Source organism: Faecalibacterium sp. i21-0019-B1 (genome assembly GCF_042852915.1).
In the GTDB taxonomy this organism is placed as follows: Bacteria; Bacillota; Clostridia; order Oscillospirales; family Ruminococcaceae; genus Faecalibacterium; species Faecalibacterium taiwanense.
This window is the reverse complement of sequence record NZ_AP031425.1, coordinates 906164-922111: the sequence shown is the minus strand read 5'-3', so window position 1 is coordinate 922111 and position 15948 is coordinate 906164. Positions and strand designations below refer to the sequence as shown.

Sequence of the window (15948 nt, the reverse complement as noted above, 5' to 3'; positions counted from 1 at the left end):
GTTATGCCTCCTGCTTCTTTTCTTTCAGCTTGTTTGATGGGCCGAACTTCCTGCCATCCTCGACGCCGCGCCATGCTGCGTCGAGCTCTCCAACCGTCTTTGGCCGTGGCGTCTTTTTGAACTCTTTCGGCGGTCCCATCTTTTCGAGCTCGTCTTTGGCCTCTTTCGGAACTTTCAGCACAAGGCCGTATTCTTGATTTTCCTCGTTCTGTCTTGTAAACGCCTCGTATACGCCTCTGGCGAACCCATAGCCGTAGGAATCACAGATTTTTGCAATCTCCTGCGGGGTGTAATAGTCGCGGTACTGCTTACGGAGCTTTCTCTGCTCCGCCTTGACGCACCGTACTGCGTACTGGAAGATTTTTGTGCAGATTTCAAAATCATCCTTGAGCCCAATGAATCCAACGCGCCAGACGGTCGTTTTGGCTCCTCTCTTGCACCGGTATGCCGCACAGCAGTAGTTTTCTCCAATGATAGAGGACAGCGGAGACATCCACGAATTTGCTTTCTTGGAAAACGTCTCGTCAATTTCCCGCTGGATGACCGTCGTGTCGTGCTCGTCGAGGTCTCGTTCGGTGAGCTTGTGCTCTGCCATGAGCTTGCGGGCCTTGAGCAGGGCGAGCTTCGCCTCCTCCGGCTCCGGGCTCTTTGCAAGAGCGAGGAGCTTTCGGATTTTGTCCTTGTAGTCCATTAGGCTTCAACCTCCTGCGCTACAACTCCCAGTAGCTTACAGCGTGTAAGCATCATCCTCTCGAGCGGGGACTGGTACTTCTGAACCGGCTCCGCAGAGCACTCAAAGCACCGTCCGGCGTACCGCCATGTGCCGCCCTGCCGCTTGAATGTCAGGTAGGTCGGTCGCCAGTGTCCGTTGACGTCCTTTGCGGTGCTGATTTCTCCGCCCACCTGCAACAGGCCTGCGCGGTTTGTGCGTGGCGGTAAGACGTCAAGAAAGTAGCCAATCAGGTCCTCGTCTACCTCGTCGCCCGGTTCGAGATAGTCCTCTGCGGTCGGGAGGCCGCTCTCAAACCATTTCCCGAGCGTCTTGAGGCCGGTTCCTGCGCACTCTGCGCGCCGCCTCTCGACTTCGTTGGCAATTAACGCCATCTGCGTGTCGCTCAAAAAAATGTCGCTGCCGTCGTCGAGGCGGAGATAAACGACGCCCGCCTCGAGGAGTGTTACAGGGAGGTCGAGGTATGTCGTTGCCGCTCCGCTCCTGTCAACTACCGGGATGCAGATGCGCTCGCGGGCGGCTCGTCCGCCCTTGTGGTAAAGTATCCTGTCGAATGCGTACCTGCGGCAGTCACATTTCTCGGTGCAATATTTGACCGTGTCGTCCGGCCACAGGCCGATAATCATAAGCCGCTTCATGCTGTCCTCCTCAAACGTAATCGGCGTACCGGGTGCTGATATTCTGCACCCACTCTTTGTCCAGCTTGTCGAGGTAGGTACTCCACGCCTCCTCGTAACTGTTCCACCACCATTTCCGGCTCTTGAGTGCCACAATAAGCTGCTGCCGGGGCTTCATAACGAACTTGATGTATGCCCGGTCGCCCATCGTGTAGGCGACGAGGTTTTCGTCCTCGAAGAATTTCTGCCGGTTCAGGTTTGCGAGTTTGCCCTCTTTCCCGGCCGCGTAGAGCTTGGCGATGACGCTGTTCTTGCGCCAGCGGTACTTTTCATGGAGCTTCTCGTAATACTCCACGAAAAGCTCCGGGTCCTTGTTGGCGAGCTCGCACAGGCTCGCGGTAGGATTAAGCGTCGGCCGCTCGATGCAGAATTTGATGTCATCGACCAGCCGCGCAATCTCCTTTGCGTCCTTGTCCTCGATGCGGCCCTGCCAGACTTGCTCCTGCAGGCCGTTGAACCACTCCACGAACTCAGAGGAAAGGCGGAGAATGGTGTCGCTGTGGTCCAGCTTCTTTGCGTTGTACCGCGCCGGTCCTGCGACGGCGACGCTCACATGGGCTGCCTCGTGCCGGAGCTGCTCGCTCCACCGGGTATAAATCTGGTCCACGATTTTCTGCTTGCGGCCGTCCGGGATGTTCCAGCTCATAACTTTCTGGCAGTAGACCTCGTACTCGTGTGCCGAAATGTCGCCGCGCTTGCCGCTCATGCTGTTGCTGTTCGCCTGATGAATGAGGCTCTTGTCCAGCTCCTTGATTTTCACGTCACTCATGGCCGTCCTCCTCCGGTGCCAGCACCAGCTCGTAGTCCGAGACCTGCTGCGGGTCGAGCGGTGCGGTGTACTCGATGTAGCCCCATGCAGGCCGGTCAATGTCCTTGCAATACGTCCGGCCCTCCTCGAAGTTGACGATTGTGGTAATGCTCTCTCCGGGCTGTTTCGGGGACGGGATGCCGCCCACCATCAGCGGGCGGAGGGTGCTGTAATACCTGTAAGTCATAATTTTCTTTCTGCCTCCTGTAATTCAAATGCGAGCTCGTCAAGTTCTTTTTCGATTTCCTCTGCATCGTGGACAATCTGCCGCGCGCCCGGGACGTCCTGTGTGCCGTTCTGCTTTGCCTCTATCCACATCGCAATATGCTCGTCCACGTCAAAGCTGTCGGAGTAGTCCAAAACCTCGTCCGGGAATTTCTCGACGCCTACGCAGATGATGAAGTCCTCTCCGGCCGGTGAGTACCACTCAATTTCCACGCGGCCGTCATCGGTGTAGCTGCTGACACTCCACTCGCGCTTCTCGAGAATATCCAAATACTCCTGTCTCAATTCAGGCATTTCGTCTGCCTCCTCCTGCTCTGTAATCGGCCCATGCCATTGTGATGACCGTCGAGACCTCCCGCAGGCGGCTTATGATGGCCCGGGCTTTCGTGCCGTCGCCACCTTTCGGGGTAAGGGCTCGCACCAGCTCGTCGGCGTTGTAGTTCGTCGTGATGATGGTCGGTTTCATATCCTCGTACCGGTCGTTGAGAATGGAGTACAGGGTACTCACGCTCCATTCTGTACACTGTTCCTTTCCGAGGTCATCCACAATGAGCAAATCGACCGTTTTGTACGCCTTGAGTATCTCGTACTCGGTGGCGTCTCCGCTGTCGAAAGCCTCCTTAATATCGGCCAGCAGGTCGCCGGACGTCTTGCAGACGACCGGGACGCCGCAGCCTATAAGCTGCAAGGCGATGGCGGCCGCGAGGTGCGTTTTGCCGGTTCCGTAGGTCCCCTCTATGTAGAGGCCCTCGCCGCGCTCTGCGCGCTGTGGAAAGCTGTCTGCATAGGTTTTGGCCGTGTCGTAGCACCGCTGCCGCTCCGGGGTATCCCGGATGAAGTTGGTGAACGTCCGCTGCTGGAAGCGTTTCTTGATGCCGCTCCTGCCGAGCAGCCTCTCGATTTTGGCGCGCCGTTTGGCCTGCGCCGCCTCTTTCTCGGCCTCCGCCTTTTGTCTTGCCTCCTCCGCGTCCGCCTCCGCCCACTTTGCCTTTGCTCGGTCACAGGTGCATCTCTGCGGGAACGGGGCGAACATCAGGACCGTTCGTCCCATCACGAGAGCCTCGTGGTACAGTTTCCGGCCGCAGAACTCGCACTCGACCGGCTTCGGGATTTCGCGCTGGCAGTTGTAACCACCAGCCAGAATATCCTTGCTTGTCGGCCGTCGGTGCTGTGTGGTCTCAGCCGAACGAGCCGAATCCGCCGGACGGAGTGAATCCAGCATAGCCGTCAGCGTTTCCACGCTGCTCACCTCCTGTGTAGTCGTTCATGTAGCCTTTTGCATTAAGCCAGCTTGCCGGGTTTGGCGTGAATTGCCGCTCCCTGAACCGGCTGTCATATTTCTTTGCAGCCTCAACCGCCGCGATGATTCTGTCGGTCGCCGCGTCGTCCGGCTCCGGGTTGATTTTGGCCCACGCCCGCTCTGCCGTGGCCCGGTCCACCTTTTTCGGATAGGCCGCGTAGAAGCGGTCAAACCGTTCGGCCTGCTCTGCCGAGAGGCTCCCGGCTTTGCGCCGGGGAGCTTTCGGTTTGTCGTGCTCCTCCAGCGCGGGCTCCGGTACGGCCGGTGGCGTTTCCTCCGCCTCTGTGGCCGCTGCGAGCTCCTGTGCAGGGCTTTCCACCCTGCGGCCGGGAAAGTTATCGACCGACGGTTTTGTCGGTGCTGCGGTGCGCTTGGAGTAAAGTTGGCGGAGGTTCTCAAGGAGAGACTGCACCCAAATGACGCGGCAGCTCTCCCACAGTTCCTTGTCAACCTTGCCCATGGAGGCGAGCGTGTTCAGGATGGCCTCCGCCGTTTCGGCTGTAACTCCGGTGACGGCGAGTAGGTACTCCCATCCCATCTTGTCCCAGCAGTCGTAATACTGGCCGTCTGCCGCGCAAAGAAGTTCGAGCAGCTTAAACCAAAAGGCATACCCGTCGTTTCCCCAGTTCTTTTCAAGGATGAACTTTGTCCGGCTCTTTTCCCCGACGTAATGGGGGAAGTAGTCGGCGGTCTGCCTGTTGCTTCTTCCCAAGTCTCGCACCTCCTTTCTGCTGGTGATTTCAAGAGTAGATGACCTTGCTGCCCTCCGCCGTCTTTACAACGTCAACAGCCTGCGGGAAGCGGGCTTTCATCTCCGGGTCGTGAGTGATAGCCATAATCTTGAGCGAGGAATACCGTTTCTGGATGGCCTCAAGGGCGTCGCAGTAGGCCTGTACGCCCTTGTCGTCGAGGAACGGCGGTTCGTCAATAAACAGGAATCCGAGCTGCACTCCTGCGGTGCTGCTCTTGAGCTCCGCCAGCGCAAGGATGACCGAGAGGGCTGCCTTAACGCGCTCGCCGCCGGAACGGCTCATGTAGGGCAGGGCTCCGGTCGCTGCGTCGTTCACGATGACGTCCAGCGCGGTGACCTCTTTCTTGCTGTTGCTCTTGAGGGTCTTTTCCATGCGCATCTCGATGCTCATGTGGCCGCCCGACATCTGGCTGATGATGCTCGTCGCGGTCGCCTCGAACAGCGGGACGATGCTGCGGACGATGTTATGCGGAATACCGTCCTGAGAGAAAGCCCGCTTGAGCTCCTCGTAGCCCGCTGCAAGCTGGCCCTGTTCCGTCGCCTGACGGCGAAGGACTTCGAGCTTTGCCTCTGCCGTCTCGATTTCTTCCATCTGCCTGCGGCCATGTCCGGCCTGCTGGTCCAGCTCTTCAATACGGGTATTGTCCACCGTGATGGCTGCAACAGCCTCCGAGTACTGTTCCTTGAGCTCGTCAACATCAGCCTGCGCCTTTGAGAGGGTCAGAATCTCCGCATTGATGCCATCAATCGCCGTCCGGGTCTTTTCTGCGTAGGTCAGGAGCTCCGTGAGGCGGGTCTGCGCTGCGCTCTTTTTAGCCTCCGCTGCCGGGAGCAGCTTTTCCAGCTCGATGTATTTCTTAACGTCCGAGAGCTGCGCCTCAATGCTGGCGAGCTCCGCTGCGTTCTGCCGTAGCTTTTTCAGCTCGTCCTCAACGACGAAACGGTCTGCCTCGAGGTGCTCGATATTGACCGGGATGGTTTCCAGCTCCTCGTTGATGGCCTTGATGTGTTCATTGATTTCGGCGAGGCGTTCTTTCTTTGCCGTAAGCTTTGCGAATCGTTCCGAGGCTTTCCGCAGGTCTGCAACGAGGAACCGCTGGGCCTGCAAATCCTTGCGACAGTTGAGGCTCGTCGCCTTTTCCTTTGCGGTCCGATATTCCGCGTCGAGCTGCTCGGCGCGCTCCTCGGCCTGTTGCCGGTAGGTTTCCAGTTCCGTCTCGGCCGCAGGCAGTTTCTTTTTCGCCTCCACTGCATCCTGCAGGAAACGGCACTCCGGGTTCTCGACCGGGCAGCCGCAGGTCTCGAGCATGATGGCCCGGGAGCGGATATGTGTGACCTCGTTCTCTTTTATGTCGAGCCATATCTGTATCCGCGCGGTTTCTGCGTTCTTTGTTTGGAGCAGCTTCATGGCCTCTTGGTCTGCTGCGAGATACTGCTCGTCCTGTTCTTCCAGCGCGGTGAGCCGTTCGCTTGCTCCGGCGAGGTCCGCCGCTTTCCGCTCGAGCTCGTCATAGTCTGCGAGGGCCTGCTCATAGCTCCAACACGTTGCCTGCGCAGAAAGTTTTTCGGCCTCGAGACTGCTTTTCTTTTTCCGCTGGGCAGAGAGCGCGGCCATAACGTCCCGCAGCTTTTCTTCCTTGGGCTGAATCAGGACCGTCGTTCCCAGCAGCTCCTCCCGCCGTGCGGAAAGTTTTTCGTAACTCTGGCTGCCCGCCTCGACCTCCTCGCGCTTATCGAGGAGAGCCTGCGCATCGGAAATCTGCGCTCTGCAAACAGCCTGCGCGCTGGCGTTCGCGTTCTTCTCCGCAATCCAAGAGCCGAGCTCGCTGGCGAGTTTTTCCGACCGCCTCTGTGCCTGCTTGGCAATGTCGAGCTTTGTCTGCGCCTCGCTCATGGCCTTTGTGTGGATGGCCCTGTCTGCTACCGCGCTGGCCTTTTCGACGGCCGTCTTGTTCATGGCCGCCTCGACCGTTGCCTTGTCCGGCATCGTCCGCCCGGTCTCCTCCTGCAAATCCGCGACGCGCCGGAGCTCCCGGTTGGCGTCTGCTGCCCGATTGGCCGCCATGCTCTCCATGCGGTCATAAATGCCGAGGCCGAGGATGTTGCCGAGAATTGCCATGCGGTCCGCCTTGTCGGCCTGCAAAAAGAGGCCGTACTGGTCCTGCATGATAAGGCCGGTCGCCTTGAGCGTCAGGCTGTCCATGCCGATGGTGTTCTCGATGATGGCCTGCGTATCGCGGTATTTCTCCGCGCTGCGGTTCTGCCAGCTCTCGTCCACATACTCGGAGAGATTCAGCGTCGCCTTGCCGCTCTTTGTGCGGGTGCGTGTCACGCGATACAGCTTGGTGCCGAGGTAAAACGTGAACTTGATGGAACCGCTGCGGGCATCCGGGTCGTTGCAAATCCAGCCAGTGAGGTCGCCCTCCCGGGGCTCCTCGAAAAGGGCGTCCAGCATGGCGTCCATGAACAGGCTGGACTTGCCTGCGCCGTTCTCGCCGTTGATGGTTGCAAAGGAAATGCCGTCGTAGCTGAACAGTTCGTCGCGGTAGTTGCGGTAGTTCTTGACCTCTATTTCCACCGGCATAAACAAGCCTGTCGGGGTCTCAAGGCGGCCTTTTTCCATTGCCTCCGAGATAATCGGGCGGGCCAGCTCGATTATGCGCTGGGCGTCCTCCGGGCTCTTTTCCTTTTCGGCGAGGTACTCTGCGAGGTTCTGCTCCGGGCTGTTGTCGCCGTGGAGCTCGTCGCGGTTCACACTTGTCGTGATTTCCTCCGGCGTGATTTCGGAGACATAGAACACGCCGCCGTCATAGAGCCTTTTCTCGAGGACGGCTTTGTTGAAAGCCTTGTTTGTCTCGTCTGAACAGGTATAGAGAACGCGGACGATTTTCCCCTTGAGGCGGTCGGGTACAACAACTCGCTCCGCACTCAGCATTGCGCGGACGTCGTCCTCTCCGAGGCGGATGGTCTCGAACTCCCGGTAGGGTGTTTCGACGTACTCGCTCCATGCCTCCCCGTCGTCGTCGATGTCGTGGATGTAAAAGCCTCGCGGCTGGCCCTCGTCGTTGAAGTTGAGGCCTGTAATGCTGCCGCAGTAGAACACTGCGCGGCCTGCCTCCGGAAGCTGCTGCGGCCGGTGGATGTGGCCGAGTGCTACGAGGTCAAAGTCTGCAGCTTTCAGGGTGTCTTGGTAGATGACGGGCTCAAACTGTGCAAATAGCGCGGTCTGGCCGCTCTCCATGTTGCATCCCGGGACGGTGAAGTGCGTAGACAGGATGCTCGTCACGCCGGGCTCGCACTGGGCCTTGAGGCCGAGGACAACCTTTGCCAGCTCATCCGTGAATACCTGCGTTTCCTCCTCTCGAGAGAGGCCCGGGTGCGCTGCCCGGTGTACACCACGGTCAAAGCCCGGAATACACGCCACATCTACGCGCTGCCCGTGGTAGGTGTGGATGTGGAGCACCTCCGGCTCCGTTACGACGCTGACCGAATCATCGCCGTAAAAAGCCGTCGTCAGCATCTCGAACTGCTCCTCGCTGTCGTGGTTCGGAGTGCCGCGTAACACGACGGTCGGGGCCACGTTGGAAAGCCGCCGGATGTGGTCTATGGCTGTCCGGCTCTCGCGGAGACCTCTGTCCGACCATACGCGGGCCTGATGGAAAATGTCGCCAGAGACGACGATAAGGTCCGGCCGGTGCTCCTCCGCGTACATCGCCTGAAAATCAAGGCAGCGGCAGATGTCCTGAAAGCGAGCATTCTGTCCGCCGACCTCTGGCCCGGGGAAACTGCCGATGTGCCAGTCTCCGGTGTGCAATACTTTCAGCATCACATATCCTCCTTGAGCAGCTCCTTGATGATGTCGTCGAGCTTGCCACGCCGCGCTGCATCCGCACGAGACTTCGCGCCCTGAATATTCCTCATTTCATCTTCGGTCGGAACCTGCGCAGAGCCCTTGTGGCCGGAGCCGATACTGAACGAAATGTAGTCCAGCGCGAGCTTTGCAAGTTCGGTGCGGTCCGTGCTGTGGAACGTCCCAATAGAACGGCTGAATCGTGCGCCGTTCGTGATAAGGATGGTCGCGCAGAGCCGCGTTTCGCGAGGAAGTGTTTCACTCTCCTTGACCTCAAACATCACCACGTTGTCCGAATTGACGGCGACCATGCCGTCCTGCGAAAGAATCATCATAATCATTTCCTCCATGTATGGTTTCTTTGGCAGTCGCGGCAATAAGCCACTCCGCCGAAGTGCTTGCGGCTGTACTCTGCTACGTCGAGGCCGACCTGCTTACCGCAGTCCGTGCAGAACTCGCTGTCTCCGTTCCGGCTCTGCTGTCGGTTACTCGGCGCGGGCTGCTGCTGGCGAGGCCGCTGCGCCGGTCTCTCGGGCGGCTGCTCCTGCTGTGGCTGCTCCGGTACGACCTCAAAATCCGGCTCCGGTTGCGCATATCCCTCGTCGTCATCGTCCACATAGACCGTATGGCTGGTTTTCGGGCGGCTGCCGTACAGGTCATTCGCCGCGCCAAACATGGACTTTACCGCCTCCTCGCGGACGGTCGGATTGTCAAGGTTCGGGACGAGGTAGGCCACAACAAAGGGCTTTCCGAACTCCTCGATAAGGTAACTGGACTTAATCTGCATCGCGGTGCGGAGGGCGCGGTTGAGAGCCTTGCTCTCGCACATCTCGCTGCGGAACTTCATAAATTCTGCCCGCTGCTTCTCTGTCATCCCGGCCGTCACATCATCCACCGCAATTTCCTTATGGGCGACGATGGTGACGTTCTCGCCGGTGAGCTGCGGGACGCTGATTCGGACCTCGTGCTTGACGTCCTTGTTGGGGCAGCCTCCGCAGCGAATCGGCTTTCCGATGCTGCGGTTGACCTCCGCGCACTTCTGGCAGGTGGACGGGACGACCGGGCGGCTGGAAAGAATCTTGATGCCTGCGGCTCGCATGAGCTTGGTGAGACCCTTTTTGGTGAGGGCGTACTTGGCCGGGGTCGCTTTGTGGACGTACCCCTTGCTGTCGCGCCACTCGTCCTTGGCTTTCTCCATCTCATAGATTTCGCCGTCATTGAGGTCGGTGCTGATTTTCACGGAGTTCATCACCGGCTTTTGGATGTCGGCAATCTCCGTTACGGTCTGCATCGGGACGAGGAGGTTGTACTGCGTGGGCGGGTACTGCTGCGCAATGGTGAGCGCAGCGTGTTTGTTTTGTTCGTTCATGATTCACGCTCCTGTTGACTTTTGATGTGGAGCGAGATACAATAGGCTTGTCCGACAAGAGGGTCGCGCTTTCGAGCGCGGCTCTTTTTTTATACCTGTGTATCCGGCTCCTGCTGCTCTGCCGCTGCTGCGGCCTCCTGCTCGTCCAGCTCCTTGAGCAACTGGGTGATGGTCTTGCCTGTCTCCTTGCGGCAGCAGGTCGAGCCCATACCGACGCGACGGGCAGCCGCGCTGCGCAGCTTGCGCGAGCATCTGCCGCAGAGGCAGAAAAGGTTCTGTTCAGCCATGTGGTTCACCTCCTTTCAGTGGTGCTTGAGCATTCCGAAAAATGCGTTGTTGATAACGTGGAACGCCAGCAGCGTGACGCCGAGCACGATAAGCCACTCGCCACCAAAGGCGAAGTAGCCGCGCGCTGCGTAGCTGGCCGGAATGAGTGCCAGCGCGGCGATGAATCCGCAGATGCCAGCCGAAAGGACCTCTGCAACCCAGATGGCCGCAATGAGAATCGCTCTGTGAATCTTCCAGTCCATTTAGTGCTCCCTTCTCTTGATGGCCTGCGCCGTCTCCATGACCGCGCGGCTGTATTTGCTGCTGTGCTGGCCCTTGCTCCATGCGGCTTTCATACCGCTGTCGCCCATGTTGTAGGCCATGAGAGCCTTGTCCGGGTCGTCGTACTTTCGGAATGCCTGCCCGAGGATGTAGAGGCCAGCCTCGATGTTCTGCTCCGGGTCCATCACATCCGTAATGCCGAGTTCCTCGTAGAGCCAGCGGTGATTGCAGACGTTAATTTGCATGAGGCCGAAGTCTCCGGTGTCGCTGACCGCGTCCGGCTGGTAGCTGCTCTCCCGCTCAATGACGGCGAGTGCGATTTCAAACGGGACGCCCTGCCGCTCTGCCTGCTCCCGGACGTACCGTTGCAGCTCGTCGCTCATGGGTACGTCGTAGAGGAGCTCCGGCTCCTGTTCGGCCTGCGGACGTTCCTCCGTGTAGGTGAGGGTCGCATATTCCGTGACAGGTTCTACATCCGTCTGCCGTGCGAGGTTTGCTGCGGCCGTCGTTGCACAGGAGTAAACCGCAATGAGTGCGGTGACCGTGCAGAAAAACGCAACGGCCGCAATCTCCATCTTTCTTTTAAGCGCATCCATAATCAGGTGTGGCGGCTGCTGCGAGCGAGCCAACTGTCCTCCGTGCGACGCGGTCGAGGATTTCTTTGACCTCTCCGCTCGTCCGGGTCCGGCAGAAGTCGTCGCAAATCTTGATTCGGGTGTTCCCGATGGTGAAGTCCTCCACGACGTTCCCGCTCTGCTTCGCCTCCAACACTTTTTACACCTCCTGCTTTCCGAATTGCTTTCTATAAATGAGCTTCAAGGTCTGAGCCTTGTTCGTTATCTCGTCGAGCACCTCGAGGTACTGCTCCATGCGCGGCTTTTCTTTCGCGTCGATGACGCCGTCGGCCGCGATGTCGATGATTCCGTCCTTGACCTCCGGCAACGACTTCATTGCCGAAATGAGCTGCAATGTGACCCGCTCAAGCTCTTCCAGCTCAATCGGTGAAATCGTCCCAATGCCGAGCGGGCAGAGGTGCGAGCAGAAATGGTTTTGCAGCTCCGGCGCGTTGTAGGTGTCCGAAAGCATCAGGACCTCCTCCGGGTGCGGATTGATGGTTCCGAGCTCGATGTTGGCGAGCCGCGTCCGGTCGATGCCGGTCACCTCTGACGCACCCTCTCTGCTGCCTAGCCGGTCGTTCCACGATGCCGCTGCGATTCGCGCCTTGTAGAACACGTTATCTGCGGCTTTCGTTGCCATTTTAGGCATTTATTCCGTGCCTCCTTTCGGTTAAAATATTTACACGGAAACGCCAAATGTTTGCTTTTGGCGTCATCGTTTCGCATCAATGACGCGAAACGGGTCGCTTCGGGTTAAAAAAAAGGTCGTCGTAGGGATAGCCGAGGGCCTGCTTGATTTTCAGGCTCAGCTTGAGGGACGGATTCTTGTCTCCGCTCTCAATCTGTGCGTAGTGGCTCCGGCTCACGCCCAGCCGCTCGCTGAAAGTCTGCTGGGTATAGCCTGCGCCCTCTCGGAGCGTTTGCAGCTTTTTCCGCATTCCGCCTGTCTCCTCCTTTCTGTGTGACCCTTTTGGGGTCTTTCTGTGGTTTATTATAGTCCCTAATTGGGTCAAAGTCAAGTTTTTTTCAAAAATTTTTGCTATTTATGACGCAATTAGCGTCATTTGTCCCCGTGAGGGGATTTTTGTGATACAATATATAAGTCTTAGGGAGGTACGTCTGTATGGATAAGTTTTCTGAACGGTTGGTCGCGCTCCGCAAGGAGAAAGATTTGACGCAGGCCGAGTTTGCCCGCCTCTGTGGTAAGCAGCGCACTACGGTCTCCGGCTACGAGACCGAGGGCAAAGAGCCAGATTTCGCCCTGCTCTGCCAGATGGCGGACTATTTCGGGGTAACCACTGACTATCTGCTGGGCCGCGAGGATGAGCGCGCCCACGGTAACGAGGCGTTCCGTCAGGACAACGCAAATTTCAAGCGAAGATATGACGCCCTCCCGAAAGAGCTCCGTGCCGTCATCTCCTCGACGTTCGATTCGGTCTATGTGCTGCTCTCCCGGTGTATGAACGCGCAGAATGCAGCAGAGATGGCCCTGTATCGTGAGCTGTTCTCTGAGCTGCAAACCGGTCGCGGCGAGATAAAGAGCATCCTCGCTGATTGCGGGGGAGACCTGGCAGATGCTTTCCCGCAGATTATGGAGAAGCAGAACACGCTCAAGGCCAAAACCGCCTCTATCCTTGACAGCCTCTTGCAGGCTGACGTTGCGGCCTTAAAGGATAGCAACAAGTAACCTTTCGGCCTGCGCTCCGGCGCGGGTCTTTTTGTTTGGAGGTCATCATGGAGCAGTATCTCATATACCTGCGCAAGTCTCGCTCTGACATCGAGGCAGAGGCACACGGCGAAGGCGAAACACTCTCCCGGCACGAGCACACTCTGCTCGAACTGGCGAAAAGGCAGCATCTCAACGTGACCGATATTTACCGTGAGGTCGTCTCTGGTGACACCATCGCCGCCCGCCCAATGATGCAACGGGTTCTCTCCGAGGTTGAGCAGGGCGTCTGGTCCGGCGTCCTCGTCATGGAGGTCGAGCGTCTGGCGCGTGGCGACACCATCGACCAAGGCATCATCGCGCAGACATTCAAGTTCTCCGGGACAAAAATAATAACCCCTATAAAAACGTATGACCCTGACAACGAGTTCGACGAGGAGTATTTTGAGTTCGGCTTGTTTATGAGCCGCCGCGAGTACAAAATCATCAACCGCCGGTTGCAGCGCGGTCGCCTCGCCTCCGCCAAAGAGGGCAAATGGCCGTCCGGTCTGGCTCCCTTTGGTTATCGTCGGGTAAAGCTCAAAAACGAAAAGGGCTGCTCGCTCGAGCCCATCGAGGAGCAGGCCGCAATAGTCCGTATGATTTTCGACCTGTACACGGTCGGTTTGCAGGACGAGGATGGTTCCACTCGCCCGCTGTCTTTGGGTTCAATCGCCACGAGGCTCAACGATATGCGCATCCCGTCTCCATCCGGTTCGCAATGGGCAAGAATCACCATTCGCGGAATCATCAAGAATCCGACGTACATCGGCATGGTGCGCTGGGGCAGCCGTGAGACAAAGAAGAAAGTGGTTGACGGCAAGGTCGTTTCTGTGCGCGGTCCTGCCGACCCAGAGAAAGAGTGCGTATTCAAAGGCATTCACCCTCCGCTCATTCCGAAAGAAACATTTGAGCTCGCAAACGATAAGCTCACCCGGAGCGAGAATACTTCCACGCACAAAGAAAAGGTTGTCCGGAATCCTCTGGCCGGTCTGCTCGTCTGCTCCGAGTGCGGCAGGCAGATGATGCGGATGATAAACCCTGTCCATCCAGATATGCCGGTCGTGCGCTGTCCTCGTCGCGGCTGCCCGAATTGCTCGAGCTATCTCCCTATCGTCGAGGAGCGCGTCATACAGGGTCTCTCCGAGTGGATGAAAGGTTATGAGCTCGAGTGGAGCTCCGCTGCCGCGTCGTCCTCCGTGTCGTCGGTCGGCGTCCGGGAAAAAGCTCTCGCCAGCGCGGAGGCCGAGCTCCGCAAATTACAGCAGCAGCTCGAACGTACCCACGACTTCCTCGAGCAGGGCATCTACGACACAGACACCTTTCTGTCCCGCTCCCGAATGCTCTCCGACAAAATCGATGCCGCAAAGGATAGTGTCGCCCGCTGCTCCCGTGAGTTGACCGAGGAGAAGCTCCGGGAGACCAGCCGTCGTGACATCATCCCTAAGGTTAAGAATTTGCTCGACGTGTACCCGCTGCTCGAAACGGCCGAGGAGAAAAATGCTCTCCTAAAAGAGGTGCTCGAAAAGGTCGTCTACCAGAAGCTAAACGAGAAGCGCAAAAAGAGCCCTGATGGCTTCACCATTGAAATATACCCGCGCATCCCAAAATCCGAAAAATGAAAAGAGAGGGCCGTTTCGGTCCTCTCTTTCTTATAGTTATCCTGTTTAGCCATACTCATAGGGACTGCCCACGATATCACCCAAGATTGCTCCTAACATGGCTGTTTCCTCCCTTACCTATGATGCCGCTTCTGGAAATCAGCTTCGATTTGTTCTTTCTACTCTGCGCCGATGGACGCGCAGCAGGGTGCTTCCCGCATCCGGGAGACTGTCTCGCTAACAACGTGGTAGTTGACCGCCACGCCCTGTGCGTCATTCTCGAACCGCACGGCCCGGTCGGACGAGATGCCGAAGCGGGCAGCTTCCTTCACAGCATCCATGTTGGCACCGAGGAACAGGAACTCCCAGCCATATTGCTCTTTTTCCCGCTCGATCATCCGGCGGATCTTCTCGTAGCCAAACCGTTTGCTGGCGTTTTCCAGTCCGTCGGTGGTGATGACAAAGATGACCTTTTCGGCACGCTCGTCCTCCGGCAGATGGCGCTGGATATTCACCATCTTTTCCATGCCATAACCAATGGCATCCAGCAGCGCCGTACAGCCCCGGACGTAGTAGTCCTTTTCGGTCAGCGGCGCAACAGCCTTCAGCGGAAAACGGTCGTGCAGCAGCTGCACCTCATGGTCGAACAGGATCGTGGTCACGTCGGCCTCGCCCTCCTGCTCCTTCTGCCGGGTCAGCATAGCATTGAACCCGCCGATGGTATCCTGCTCCAGCCCGCCCATGAAACCGCTGCGGTCCAGAATGAAAACAAGCTCGGTAAGATTTTTCTTCACAACAATGCCCTCCGTTTTGTGGTGTATCGCTTTCGTTGGCAAAAGGATACCACAAACCGGAGGGCAAAAGGTCAACGGGCAGGCGACAAATTACGCACCCAGCTGTTCCTGATTATATTCAAACAGCAGCGTATTGACCTGATTGATGTTATAGATTTTGTGTTCCAGGCAATACCGCACGATCCAGTCCCAGCAGAGCTGGACAAATCCGAACTTGTCGGGGCAAGGCCCCTCCATCTTGCTTGCGCAAGACCGTTCTGTTGCTCAAAAGCCCCACTGGGGCTTTCGTTGCTTCGCAAACGCAAACTTTTTTCTCCGCAATCAGCGGTCAAAGTGTCCTCAAAACGGACGGTTTTGGTGCCATCCTTGTAGTTGAACGTGATCAGCATCCGGTCATCGTACAGAAAAATGGCATTGACAAAAATTTCGATCAGCGCTTTCCGCTGCTTTTTCTGCGAAATATCGAACTTTCTAAATTTCATCAGCCAGAACCGGATGAAATTCTCATTGAAGCTGGGCTTCTTCAACTTTTCATCTGCGATTTTTGCAGTCAGCTCATCCTTTTGGATTTCCAAAGCTTCCAGACGTTCTTTCGTTGTCCGGGTGTACAAGCCGTCCTCGATCGCCTTCATCAGGTTGTCCAGCTTTTTGTTAACCTCTCGCAGTTGCTTTTCCAGCAGCGGGATCGTGGTGTTCTCCTGATTCTGGACATCCATGACCAGTTGAACGATCTTGTCGATTACCGCATCGTCCTGAATCAGCTTCATGGTCTCCCGGACGACCAGATCTTCCAGCCAGTCCTTCTGCACGGTCTTTTTATTGCAGCCCTTGCGCCGCTTGACGTTGGCGCATACTTATATTTTTTCAGCAAGTGCTTCACCATCTTACGCATACTCGCACGGGCAGTTTCTTTTTCTGCAGGTCTACTACGCTCCCATTACTGAATTTCTGCGTTTTCAGCCATCTCCATTG

General features: G+C 57.4%; 20 protein-coding genes. 2 read left to right on the top strand and 18 right to left on the bottom strand.

Annotated features, from left to right (window positions below; genetic code table 11):
- Window position 1: 1 nt before the first annotated feature.
- The 16 genes from ACGHP1_RS04370 to ACGHP1_RS04295 form a co-directional block, all read right to left on the bottom strand.
- A complete protein-coding gene (locus tag ACGHP1_RS04370; protein ID WP_390507958.1) occupies window positions 2-691 on the bottom strand; it encodes a DUF2786 domain-containing protein in 690 nt (229 codons plus the stop codon).
- Window positions 691-1368 carry a hypothetical protein gene (locus tag ACGHP1_RS04365; protein ID WP_390507955.1) on the bottom strand — a complete coding sequence of 226 codons (678 nt, stop codon included), beginning with the start codon at window positions 1366-1368 and terminating at the stop codon, window positions 691-693. The genes ACGHP1_RS04370 and ACGHP1_RS04365 overlap by 1 nt, the downstream gene beginning before the upstream one ends.
- Before the next feature lie 10 nt (window positions 1369-1378).
- Entirely contained in the window at window positions 1379-2176 is a 798-nt protein-coding gene (locus ACGHP1_RS04360; protein ID WP_390507952.1) for a hypothetical protein, read from the bottom strand.
- A complete protein-coding gene (locus tag ACGHP1_RS04355) occupies window positions 2169-2402 on the bottom strand; it encodes a hypothetical protein (RefSeq protein ID WP_390507949.1) in 234 nt (77 codons plus the stop codon). The genes ACGHP1_RS04360 and ACGHP1_RS04355 overlap by 8 nt, the downstream gene beginning before the upstream one ends.
- Entirely contained in the window at window positions 2399-2734 is a 336-nt protein-coding gene (locus ACGHP1_RS04350) for a hypothetical protein (RefSeq protein ID WP_390507947.1), read from the bottom strand. The genes ACGHP1_RS04355 and ACGHP1_RS04350 overlap by 4 nt, the downstream gene beginning before the upstream one ends.
- Window positions 2727-3680 (bottom strand): ATP-binding protein, encoded by a 954-nt coding sequence (locus ACGHP1_RS04345; RefSeq protein WP_390507945.1) that lies wholly within the window; start codon window positions 3678-3680, stop codon window positions 2727-2729. The genes ACGHP1_RS04350 and ACGHP1_RS04345 overlap by 8 nt, the downstream gene beginning before the upstream one ends.
- Window positions 3619-4452 (bottom strand): Lin1244/Lin1753 domain-containing protein, encoded by an 834-nt coding sequence (locus tag ACGHP1_RS04340; RefSeq protein WP_390507943.1) that lies wholly within the window; start codon window positions 4450-4452, stop codon window positions 3619-3621. The genes ACGHP1_RS04345 and ACGHP1_RS04340 overlap by 62 nt, the downstream gene beginning before the upstream one ends.
- A gap of 28 nt (window positions 4453-4480) precedes the next feature.
- A complete protein-coding gene (locus tag ACGHP1_RS04335) occupies window positions 4481-8317 on the bottom strand; it encodes a metallophosphoesterase (RefSeq protein WP_390507941.1) in 3837 nt (1278 codons plus the stop codon).
- A complete protein-coding gene (locus ACGHP1_RS04330) occupies window positions 8317-8676 on the bottom strand; it encodes a hypothetical protein (RefSeq protein WP_390507938.1) in 360 nt (119 codons plus the stop codon). Before ACGHP1_RS04330 ends, ACGHP1_RS04335 begins: the two co-directional genes overlap by 1 nt.
- A gap of 2 nt (window positions 8677-8678) precedes the next feature.
- Window positions 8679-9710 carry a hypothetical protein gene (locus ACGHP1_RS04325; RefSeq protein ID WP_390507936.1) on the bottom strand — a complete coding sequence of 344 codons (1032 nt, stop codon included), beginning with the start codon at window positions 9708-9710 and terminating at the stop codon, window positions 8679-8681.
- Between the two features lie 89 nt (window positions 9711-9799).
- On the bottom strand, window positions 9800-9997 hold the full coding sequence (locus ACGHP1_RS04320) for a hypothetical protein (protein ID WP_390507934.1): 198 nt from the start codon (window positions 9995-9997) through the stop codon (window positions 9800-9802).
- 15 nt (window positions 9998-10012) lie between these two features.
- A complete protein-coding gene (locus ACGHP1_RS04315) occupies window positions 10013-10240 on the bottom strand; it encodes a hypothetical protein (protein ID WP_390507932.1) in 228 nt (75 codons plus the stop codon).
- Entirely contained in the window at window positions 10241-10855 is a 615-nt protein-coding gene (locus tag ACGHP1_RS04310; RefSeq protein WP_390507930.1) for a transglycosylase SLT domain-containing protein, read from the bottom strand.
- Window positions 10842-11030, bottom strand: coding sequence for a hypothetical protein (locus tag ACGHP1_RS04305; RefSeq protein WP_390507927.1), 189 nt, complete (start codon window positions 11028-11030; stop codon window positions 10842-10844). Before ACGHP1_RS04305 ends, ACGHP1_RS04310 begins: the two co-directional genes overlap by 14 nt.
- A 3-nt stretch (window positions 11031-11033) precedes the next feature.
- Complete coding sequence (locus tag ACGHP1_RS04300; RefSeq protein ID WP_117505096.1) at window positions 11034-11525, bottom strand: helix-turn-helix domain-containing protein; 492 nt, start codon at window positions 11523-11525, stop codon at window positions 11034-11036.
- Between the two features lie 76 nt (window positions 11526-11601).
- Window positions 11602-11814 (bottom strand): helix-turn-helix transcriptional regulator, encoded by a 213-nt coding sequence (locus tag ACGHP1_RS04295; RefSeq protein WP_129872737.1) that lies wholly within the window; start codon window positions 11812-11814, stop codon window positions 11602-11604.
- Window positions 11815-11999: 185 nt separating this feature from the next.
- Between ACGHP1_RS04295 and ACGHP1_RS04290 the strand changes: the two genes are divergently transcribed.
- The gene (locus ACGHP1_RS04290; RefSeq protein WP_390507924.1) at window positions 12000-12563 is read left to right on the top strand and encodes a helix-turn-helix domain-containing protein; all 564 of its coding nucleotides are present in this window, start codon (window positions 12000-12002) and stop codon (window positions 12561-12563) included.
- A 47-nt stretch (window positions 12564-12610) separates the two neighbouring features.
- Window positions 12611-14203, top strand: coding sequence for a recombinase family protein (locus tag ACGHP1_RS04285; protein ID WP_390507922.1), 1593 nt, complete (start codon window positions 12611-12613; stop codon window positions 14201-14203).
- Between the two features lie 158 nt (window positions 14204-14361).
- On the opposite strand, the gene ACGHP1_RS04280 is transcribed toward ACGHP1_RS04285, so the two are convergent.
- A complete protein-coding gene (locus ACGHP1_RS04280; protein ID WP_390507920.1) occupies window positions 14362-14976 on the bottom strand; it encodes a hypothetical protein in 615 nt (204 codons plus the stop codon).
- A 71-nt stretch (window positions 14977-15047) separates the two neighbouring features.
- Window positions 15048-15743 carry a hypothetical protein gene (locus tag ACGHP1_RS04275; RefSeq protein WP_390507918.1) on the bottom strand — a complete coding sequence of 232 codons (696 nt, stop codon included), beginning with the start codon at window positions 15741-15743 and terminating at the stop codon, window positions 15048-15050.
- Window positions 15744-15948 lie beyond the last annotated feature (205 nt).

Excerpts from the sequence above, each read along its gene's own strand:
- ACGHP1_RS04370 (WP_390507958.1), bottom strand. The coding sequence starts at position 691 with ATGGACTACAAGGACAAAATCCGAAAGCTCCTCGCTCTTGCAAAGAGC.
- ACGHP1_RS04365 (WP_390507955.1), bottom strand. The coding sequence starts at position 1,368 with ATGAAGCGGCTTATGATTATCGGCCTGTGGCCGGACGACACGGTCAAA.
- ACGHP1_RS04360 (WP_390507952.1), bottom strand. The coding sequence starts at position 2,176 with ATGAGTGACGTGAAAATCAAGGAGCTGGACAAGAGCCTCATTCATCAG.
- ACGHP1_RS04355 (WP_390507949.1), bottom strand. The coding sequence starts at position 2,402 with ATGACTTACAGGTATTACAGCACCCTCCGCCCGCTGATGGTGGGCGGC.
- ACGHP1_RS04350 (WP_390507947.1), bottom strand. The coding sequence starts at position 2,734 with ATGCCTGAATTGAGACAGGAGTATTTGGATATTCTCGAGAAGCGCGAG.
- ACGHP1_RS04335 (WP_390507941.1), bottom strand. The coding sequence starts at position 8,317 with ATGCTGAAAGTATTGCACACCGGAGACTGGCACATCGGCAGTTTCCCC.
- ACGHP1_RS04330 (WP_390507938.1), bottom strand. The coding sequence starts at position 8,676 with ATGATGATTCTTTCGCAGGACGGCATGGTCGCCGTCAATTCGGACAAC.
- ACGHP1_RS04325 (WP_390507936.1), bottom strand. The coding sequence starts at position 9,710 with ATGAACGAACAAAACAAACACGCTGCGCTCACCATTGCGCAGCAGTAC.
- ACGHP1_RS04320 (WP_390507934.1), bottom strand. The coding sequence starts at position 9,997 with ATGGCTGAACAGAACCTTTTCTGCCTCTGCGGCAGATGCTCGCGCAAG.
- ACGHP1_RS04315 (WP_390507932.1), bottom strand. The coding sequence starts at position 10,240 with ATGGACTGGAAGATTCACAGAGCGATTCTCATTGCGGCCATCTGGGTT.
- ACGHP1_RS04310 (WP_390507930.1), bottom strand. The coding sequence starts at position 10,855 with ATGGATGCGCTTAAAAGAAAGATGGAGATTGCGGCCGTTGCGTTTTTC.
- ACGHP1_RS04300 (WP_117505096.1), bottom strand. The coding sequence starts at position 11,525 with ATGCCTAAAATGGCAACGAAAGCCGCAGATAACGTGTTCTACAAGGCG.
- ACGHP1_RS04295 (WP_129872737.1), bottom strand. The coding sequence starts at position 11,814 with ATGCGGAAAAAGCTGCAAACGCTCCGAGAGGGCGCAGGCTATACCCAG.
- ACGHP1_RS04290 (WP_390507924.1), top strand. The coding sequence starts at position 12,000 with ATGGATAAGTTTTCTGAACGGTTGGTCGCGCTCCGCAAGGAGAAAGAT.
- ACGHP1_RS04285 (WP_390507922.1), top strand. The coding sequence starts at position 12,611 with ATGGAGCAGTATCTCATATACCTGCGCAAGTCTCGCTCTGACATCGAG.
- ACGHP1_RS04275 (WP_390507918.1), bottom strand. The coding sequence starts at position 15,743 with ATGAAGCTGATTCAGGACGATGCGGTAATCGACAAGATCGTTCAACTG.